Below are 7,410 nucleotides of genomic sequence, written 5' to 3' on the forward strand. Positions count from 1 at the left end.
ATTCCGCATCGACCGTTCCGCTGAGCCGAACATCCTCAGAGAGAACCCGACCGAGGAGCACCCCTTGATCCGTGCCGAGCATGAGGTCCCCCGTGACTGACACCGTGAGTGACGCCGCGACCGACGCCGCGACACCGAGCACCCCGAAAGCCAGCATCGTCGGGAAGCGTCGCGTCGGCGACACCGTCTTCCTCGGCCTGTCGACCACGGCCGCCGTGTCGATCATGGTCATCCTCGCCGGTGTGGCCATCTTCCTGATCATCCGGGGCCTCCCGGCCATCACGGCGAACTGGAGCGAGGGCGACCTCGCCGGCTACCAGAACCGCAACTGGTCGAGCTTCTGGGAGTACGTCGGTCCGCTGCTCTTCGGCAGCATTTGGGCGGCGCTCATCGCGATGGTGATCGGAACCCCCGTCGCCATCGGCATCGCGCTGTTCATCTCGCACTACGCACCCCGCAAGATCGCCGGGGCGCTCGGCTACATCGTCGACCTGCTGGCCGCGGTGCCCTCGATCGTCTTCGGCCTCTGGGGCATCATCGTGATGCGCCCGCTCCTGCTGCCGGTGAGCCAGTTCCTCAACGAGTACCTCGGCTGGATCCCGCTCTTCCAGGGCCCCGTGTCGACCACCGGCTCCACGATGTTCACCGGTGGCGTCGTGCTCGCGGTCATGATCCTGCCGATCGTGACCTCGATCACCCGGGAGATCTTCCTGCAGACCCCGCGCCTGCACGAGGAAGCCGCTCTCGCCCTCGGTGCCACGCGCTGGGAGATGATCCGCCTGGCGGTCTTCCCCTACGCGCGCAGCGGCATGGTCTCGGCGACGCTGCTCGGTCTCGGCCGTGCCCTCGGCGAGACCATGGCCATCGCCCTGATCATCTCGCCGAGCCTCATCTACTCAGTGCTCCTGCTCACCGACGGCTACAACTCCCAGACCATCGCCGCCAACATCGCCCTGAACTTCCCGATCGCGACCGACCTGCAGCGCTCCGCGCTCATCGGCACGGGCCTCATGCTCTTCGTCGTGTCGCTCGCGGTCAACATGCTCGCGCGCTACATCATCTCGGCGACGGGACCAGGTGCGAAGGGCCGCAAGAGAGGAAAGCGCTCGTGACCGCCTCCGCCGTCCCGTCCTCGGCTCCCCTGGCCCTCACCAGCGGCCAGCTTCCGCGGTTCATCGAACCCGCGCTGCTCGTCGGCGTCGCCGTCGTCATCGCCGCGGTGCAGCTCCTCTTCGGGGGCTTCAACCTCGCGGTCTGGCTCATCCTGACCGCCGTGATCTACCTGATCGCGATCGGCGTCGGCTCCGCGATCGTCGAGAACCGTCGCAAGGCCGTGGACCGCATCGTCCGCGGGCTGGTCACCGCCGCGTTCCTTCTCGCCCTCGCACCGCTCGTGTCGACCCTGTGGACGGTGATCTCCAAGGGACTCGCCGTGGTGAACCTGCAGTTCATCACCCAGGTCGGCGGAAGCTCCTTCGATCCGAACACCCTCGAGGTCGTCGCGACCGCCGGTGCGTGGCAGGCCATCACCGGCACCCTGATCATCACGGGGATCGCCGCGCTCATCTCCGTCCCCGTCGGCGTCCTCGCGGCCGTCTACCTCGTCGAGTACGCGCTGCCGACCAACCCGCTGCGTCGCACGATCACCTTCCTCGTCGATGTGATGACCGGCATCCCCTCGATCGTCGCGGGTCTGTTCGCGTTCTCGCTGTTCAGCCTCATCGTGGGTCCGAAGGCGTTCAGCGGGTTCTCGGCATCCATCGCCCTGTGCGTGCTGATGATCCCCATCGTCATCCGCTCGACCGAAGAGATGCTGCGCCTGGTGCCGGCCGACCTGCGCGAAGCGTCGCTCGCCCTCGGCGTCCCCCGCTCGGCGACGATCGTCAAGGTCGTGCTGCGGACGGCGGCCTCGGGCATCATCACCGGTGTCGTGCTGGCCGTGGCGCGCGTCGTGGGTGAGACGGCACCGATCTTCATCGCCGCCAGCTTCACCGACAACTTCAACTCCAACCCCTTCGAGGGTCCGATGCAGACCCTGCCGGTCATGGCGTACACCGCGTACAGCTTCCCCGGGCAAGACATCGACGCCTCTCAGGCCAACGCCTGGGGCGCGGCTTTCCTCCTCGTCGTCCTCGTCGTCATCTTCAACCTGATCGCCCGGATCGTCGCGGCTCTGTTCGCACCGAAGTCCCGCTGAGCGCGGAAAGGCACACCCCCATGTCCAAGAGCATCGAGGTCCAGGACCTCAACGTCTACTACAGCGACTTCCTCGCGGTCGAGGGCGTCTCGATCGACATCGAGCCGCGTTCGGTCACCGCCTTCATCGGCCCCTCGGGCTGCGGAAAGTCCACGTTCCTGCGCACGCTGAACCGCATGCACGAGGTCATCCCCGGCGGACACGTCAAGGGCCGCGTGCTGATCGACGGCGACGACCTGTACGGCCCCGGGGTCGATCCGGTGCTCGTGCGCCGTCACGTCGGCATGGTCTTCCAGCGTCCGAACCCCTTCCCGACGATGTCGATCCGCGAGAACGTCCTGGCCGGCGCGAAGCTCAACGACAAGCGCATGTCCAAGAGCGACGCCGACGCCCTCGTCGAGAAGTCGCTGCAGGGCGCCAACCTCTGGAACGAGGTCAAGGACCGCCTCGACAAGCCGGGCGGCGGCCTTTCCGGTGGTCAGCAGCAGCGCCTGTGCATCGCCCGCGCGATCGCCGTTTCGCCCGACGTGCTGCTGATGGACGAGCCGTGCTCGGCCCTCGACCCCATCTCGACCTTCGCGATCGAGGAGCTGATCGGCGAGCTGAAGAGCGAGTACACGATCGTGATCGTGACGCACAACATGCAGCAGGCCTCGCGCGTGAGCGACAAGACGGCGTTCTTCAACATCGCCGGAACCGGCAAGCCCGGAAAGCTCATCGAGTACAACGACACCTCGGCGATCTTCACCGCCCCGACCGTCCAGGCGACCGAGGACTACGTCTCGGGACGCTTCGGATAAGCCCGCGTCGTGCGATGGCCCCGCTTCGGCGGGGCCATCGTCGTTTACGAGGCCGGACGTCCCAGGGCAAGCCGGTTCGGGGGCGATTCGGGCGTCAGTCGCGCGGCGAGAGCAGGTAAGCGTTCAACTCGTCGGTCAGATCGCGATCGACGGTCTTCTCGACGCCGTCGACCGCCGAGATCGGCGCGGCCAGGCGGACGCTCGACAGCAACCACGCGGCATCCGCGGCTCTGAGGTCGCTCAGGAGCACCGGCTCGTACACGGTCGAGAAGCCGCGCTGCGCGAGGTGGGTGAACAGGCTTCGCTGCGTGGTCCCGTGCAGGATTCCGGCGGCCGGCTCGGGCGTGACGAACCTGTTCCCGGAGCGGAGGATGACGGATGCCGTGGGCGCCTCGAGCACGTAACCGTCGGTCGTCACGAACACGGCGTCGTCGGCTCCCCGCCGCTTCGCCTCGCGGATCGCGGCCATGTTGACCGCGTAAGAGAGGGTCTTCGCCCCGAGCAGCAGCCACGGCGCGCGCCCGGGGACATCGAGCTGGTAACCGCGATCGAGGGTGACGACGCGCACCCCTTCGGTGCGCGCGCGCGTGTTCTCGGGCGCGGTGGCGAGGGTGACCCACGCGGTCGGCGACGCCCCCTCCTCGACGCCCCGGCTGAGAATGAGCTTGATCACGCTCTCCCCCGGCCCGGCTTCGGCGGCGACGCGCGCGATCGCCGCCCGCCACTGCGCCGCGTTCGGAGCCGGAAGGTCGAGCAGGTGCGCGGAATGCGCGAGCCGATCCAGGTGCGGACCGACCACTTGAGCGTGCCCGTCGACCACACCGAGTGACTCGAAGACGCCGTCGCCGCGCTGCGCGCTCAGCTCGCCGAGGGGCAGCGCAGGACCGAGCGGGTCGACCACGGTGAAGGCGTCGTCGAAGCTCTCGCGTCGATCATCGGATGCCACGGGGTCGATCATGAGGGCGAAACGTAAAGCCATGGAGCGAGCCTACGCTCGGGCTACGACACGCCCGGGTCGTGTCAACGGGGCCTTCGGAGGGAATGTCGGCGGCTGACGCTTGTTACACTTTTCATGCCGGGCCGCAGTAACCCCGGGCTCCATCTTCTGCCGCTTTGAGCGGCCATGCGCCGAGAGGCGTTCTGCGGTCCGGCACTTTTCTTTTCTGCGGTGTGTTCCTCCCGCGGGTGGCTTCGACAAGCTCAGCCACCGGCTCCACGCCAGGCACGGCTCCCGCGAGGCCGCCCGCTCACGCGAGGTCCCTGAGCTTGTCGAAGGGGCCGGGAGCACCCTCAGGTCAGCGCATCCCGCCGCCACAGCGCCGCGGCCGCTGACAGATCTTCGGCGTACGTCGACAGCCGAAGCGCCCGCGTGGTCAACGCCGAAGCCCGCTCCGACTCGGTGTTCTCGTAGTCGTCGGCGAGATGCGTCGACCCCGACGCCTGGACTCGGCAGAACGCGGCGGCGCGGTCCAGCGCCACGGCGAAATCGCCCTCGAACAGTCCCCTGAGGATCGTGTCGATCAACTGCACGAGTTCCTCGGGGCCGGCGGGTGCGGGTGCGCCGACCACGACGGGGTCGACCGTCGCCATCTCGACCCGTCCTCGCTCGTACAGCAGGGCCGCCGTCGCCGCATCGTCGTGGATCATGAGCTGCAGCAGGTAGAGACGCCACAGTGCCCCCGGGAGGGAGCGCGCGGGTGACCGCGACCACAGCTCGGCGATGTCGTCGATGCCGTGATCGTCGGTGAACGCGACGAGACGCTCGACGATGTCGACGCTCGGATCCGCGCGGACGCGCGCGAGGAGAGCGTGAGCGGTGCTGTGCGCGACGCGCGAGACCTCGGCGGGGTCGTCGGCGGCGAAGAGGCGGTCGAACAGTTCGGCGGGGCGTCGGATCGGCTTGTGGAACTCGCGCGGCGAATCGCTCATCGTTCCAGGCTAGGCGGTCAGCCGGGGACGGGGGTCCGGTCCCTTCGACAAGCTCAGGGACCTCCGTCGCGAGGCTCAGGGACCTCGCTCGAGCAGCCTCACGCGGTGGCGACCGCCACGACCGGCGCGGAGCTCGGCGTCCCGTCGGGCGATCCGCCCGCCGGTTCGACCGTCACCGCGATGACGTCGCCCGAGTGGAATTCTCCCTCGAGCATCGCCGTCGCCCGACCCTCGGCATCCGTCTCAAAAATGCCCGCGGCGATCGGCGTCTCGCCCCGCACGAACCACAGTTCGTAGGTCTGGTCGTCGCTGAGCGCCGGCATGCCGTCTGTCACGAGCACGCTCTGCCCGGTCGAAGCCGACCAGTGCGCGGTCGCGGAGCCCCCGTCCGGCATCGACACCGAGGCGGACCGTGCGTCGGGCGCGCTCTCGATCTGCTGCAGGGCGACGACGGCCGCGGGGCGCGTGAGGTACTGACCGAGCGACGCCGCCCCGAAGCCGAGGACCAGAACGGCGACGATGGATGCCGCGAGCGTGAACCAGCGACGACGGCCCCAGCTCGCGGGGCGCGAGGAAGTGGCATCCGGAATCACCGGCGCGGGACCTGCCGCCGCGTAGTCCTCGTCGTCGCGGGCGACCTCGGGGGTGGTGGCCGGCGCGACGGGTTGCTGAGGAAGGTCGGCGATACGAGCCATGAGGGAGGCGCGCACCGACGGCGGCGGGTCGACGGGCTCGACGACCGCACTCAGGGCGGCGATCGCCTCGGCCGCGTCGCGGACGTGCGACTCCCAATGGGGATTGCTCGCAAGCGCCTCCTGGTACGCGCGTTCGTCAGCGTCGGATAGCGCGTTCAGCGCGTGACCGGCTGCGAGGTCGGCGAATTCCCTCTCGTTCACTTGTCCACCCCCATTTCCATCCTCAAACGCGACAGGCCGTCACGCATTCTCGTCTTGATCGTCCCGAGGGGCGCACCGACGAGAGTAGCGATCTCACTCTGGCTGTATCCACCGAAGTAGGCCAACGTGAGCGCTTCTTTCTGGGCCTCGGGAAGCGCCGCCAATGCATCGACGACGCGTCGCCCCTCGATCTTCATCTCGACTTTTTCGGAGACGTTGTCATAGGCAACGTCGATATCGCGGAAGCCCGCGCGCACATCTCGATCGACACTGGATTGCGCGGACCGCACGCGATCCACCGCCCTGCGGTGTGCGATCGTGAGAACCCACGACCTTCCCTGTCCTCTCTTCGGAGTGAAACGCGCGGCGGATTGCCACACCTCCAGGAAGACCTCTTGAAGGACTTCTTCACTCTGCGCCCGGTCGACGAGCACACGCAGGATGAGACCGAACGCCCGGGGCGACAGGGCGTCGTACAGTTCCGCGAATGCGTCGCGGTCGCCCGTCGCGACACGCTGGATGAGATCGCCCACGTGGTCGACGCGATCCGAGCCCTCGTCGGGCAGGTCGAAGCCGTCGATCACCATGGCATCCATCCTCTCGTACGTCGAGGACGCGACCCGACCGGGTGTCCGCGCGTCGAGACATCGGGTACGGAACCGTTATGCGCTGGGATCGACCTCCCCACGAGCGGATCAGAAAATATTCCCGAGAATATTTCCGCGCCTCTCACCTGGGGTTTTCCATCCGGTCGCCGCGTACTCGAGGAGAAATTCCGTCTCGGCGCCAATCCGATCCCCCGGGGGCCCCGAAGACCCCGTGTAAGCCGCTCCACGGCGAACCACCCGCACCAGGGTGTCCCTGACGGATCGCGAAAGTGGTCCGAACGATTTCGGAGGAATGTCATGCTCATCAACAAGAAGCCTGTCGTTGCCGGTCTCGCCCTCGTTCTGGGCTCGGCCTTCGCTCTCACCGCCTGCTCGGGTGGCACCACCTCGGGTGGTTCCATGAGCGAAGAGACCAGCAGCGCCCCCTCGATGGCAGCGTCGCCCTCGGCCTCCTCGGGCTCGATGGACGCAGCGTCCGACCTCGTCGGCCCCGGTTGCGCCGACTACGCCGCCGCCGTCCCCTCGGGCGCCGGTTCGGTCGAAGGCATGGCCGCTGACCCGGTCGCGACCGCCGCCTCGAACAACCCGCTGCTGAAGACGCTCACCGCCGCCGTCAGCGGCCAGCTGAACCCCGACGTGAACCTGGTCGACACGCTCAACGGCGGAGAGTTCACCGTGTTCGCTCCGGTCGACGACGCGTTCGCCAAGATCCCCGCCGCGACCGTCGACGGCCTCAAGACCGACAGCGCGACCCTGAGCAAGATCCTCACGTACCACGTGGTCGCCGGTCAGCTCAGCCCGTCCGAGATCGACGGCACCCACGCCACGGTCGAGGGCCAGGACGTCACCGTCTCGGGCTCGGGCGACAACCTCATGGTCAACGACGCCAAGGTGATCTGCGGTGGCGTGAAGACCGCCAACGCGACCGTGTACCTCATCGACACGGTGCTGATGCCCCCGGCGTAAGTCCTCGCGTGCGT

8 protein-coding genes are annotated in these 7,410 nt (G+C 68.0%); 4 read left to right on the forward strand and 4 right to left on the reverse strand.

All coding sequences use genetic code 11. The features are described 5' to 3' along the window. Positions 1-92 precede the first annotated feature (92 nt). Genes pstC through pstB form a run of 3 tightly spaced genes read left to right on the forward strand, consistent with a single transcriptional unit; the run spans position 93 to position 2,997 of the window. A complete protein-coding gene (gene pstC, locus P2P98_RS02085) occupies positions 93-1,112 on the forward strand; it encodes a phosphate ABC transporter permease subunit PstC (RefSeq protein WP_275796722.1) in 1,020 nt (339 codons plus the stop codon). Continuing rightward, positions 1,109-2,197, forward strand: coding sequence for a phosphate ABC transporter permease PstA (gene pstA / locus P2P98_RS02090; protein ID WP_275796724.1), 1,089 nt, complete (start codon positions 1,109-1,111; stop codon positions 2,195-2,197). The genes pstC and pstA overlap by 4 nt, the downstream gene beginning before the upstream one ends. Before the next feature lie 20 nt (positions 2,198-2,217). Then, the gene (gene pstB / locus P2P98_RS02095; protein WP_275796726.1) at positions 2,218-2,997 is read left to right on the forward strand and encodes a phosphate ABC transporter ATP-binding protein PstB; all 780 of its coding nucleotides are present in this window, start codon (positions 2,218-2,220) and stop codon (positions 2,995-2,997) included. A 94-nt stretch (positions 2,998-3,091) separates the two neighbouring features. Here pstB and P2P98_RS02100 read toward each other — a convergent pair whose 3' ends face one another. The 4 genes from P2P98_RS02100 to sigK form a co-directional block, all read right to left on the reverse strand. Continuing rightward, the gene (locus tag P2P98_RS02100; RefSeq protein WP_275796728.1) at positions 3,092-3,976 is read right to left on the reverse strand and encodes an aminodeoxychorismate lyase; all 885 of its coding nucleotides are present in this window, start codon (positions 3,974-3,976) and stop codon (positions 3,092-3,094) included. Positions 3,977-4,287: 311 nt separating this feature from the next. Continuing rightward, positions 4,288-4,926: a hypothetical protein gene (locus P2P98_RS02105; protein ID WP_058597412.1), complete on the reverse strand. Its 639-nt coding sequence runs from the start codon at positions 4,924-4,926 to the stop codon at positions 4,288-4,290. A 98-nt stretch (positions 4,927-5,024) separates the two neighbouring features. Further along, positions 5,025-5,822: an anti-sigma factor gene (locus P2P98_RS02110; protein WP_275796731.1), complete on the reverse strand. Its 798-nt coding sequence runs from the start codon at positions 5,820-5,822 to the stop codon at positions 5,025-5,027. Next, positions 5,819-6,409, reverse strand: a complete 591-nt coding sequence (gene sigK / locus P2P98_RS02115; protein ID WP_275796733.1) for an ECF RNA polymerase sigma factor SigK — start codon at positions 6,407-6,409, stop codon at positions 5,819-5,821. The genes P2P98_RS02110 and sigK overlap by 4 nt, the downstream gene beginning before the upstream one ends. Positions 6,410-6,727: 318 nt before the next feature. Between sigK and P2P98_RS02120 the strand changes: the two genes are divergently transcribed. Next, a complete protein-coding gene (locus tag P2P98_RS02120; protein WP_275796735.1) occupies positions 6,728-7,396 on the forward strand; it encodes a fasciclin domain-containing protein in 669 nt (222 codons plus the stop codon). Positions 7,397-7,410: the final 14 nt, after the last annotated feature.

It is taken from the genome of Microbacterium sp. Kw_RZR3, assembly GCF_029222405.1.
GTDB lineage: Bacteria > Actinomycetota > Actinomycetes > Actinomycetales > Microbacteriaceae > Microbacterium.

Bases quoted from the DNA above. Each gene is read 5' to 3' on its own strand.
- pstB (WP_275796726.1), top strand. From the start codon at position 2,218: ATGTCCAAGAGCATCGAGGTCCAGGACCTCAACGTCTACTACAGCGAC.
- P2P98_RS02100 (WP_275796728.1), bottom strand. From the start codon at position 3,976: ATGGCTTTACGTTTCGCCCTCATGATCGACCCCGTGGCATCCGATGAT.
- P2P98_RS02105 (WP_058597412.1), bottom strand. From the start codon at position 4,926: ATGAGCGATTCGCCGCGCGAGTTCCACAAGCCGATCCGACGCCCCGCC.
- sigK (WP_275796733.1), bottom strand. From the start codon at position 6,409: ATGGTGATCGACGGCTTCGACCTGCCCGACGAGGGCTCGGATCGCGTC.
- P2P98_RS02120 (WP_275796735.1), top strand. From the start codon at position 6,728: ATGCTCATCAACAAGAAGCCTGTCGTTGCCGGTCTCGCCCTCGTTCTG.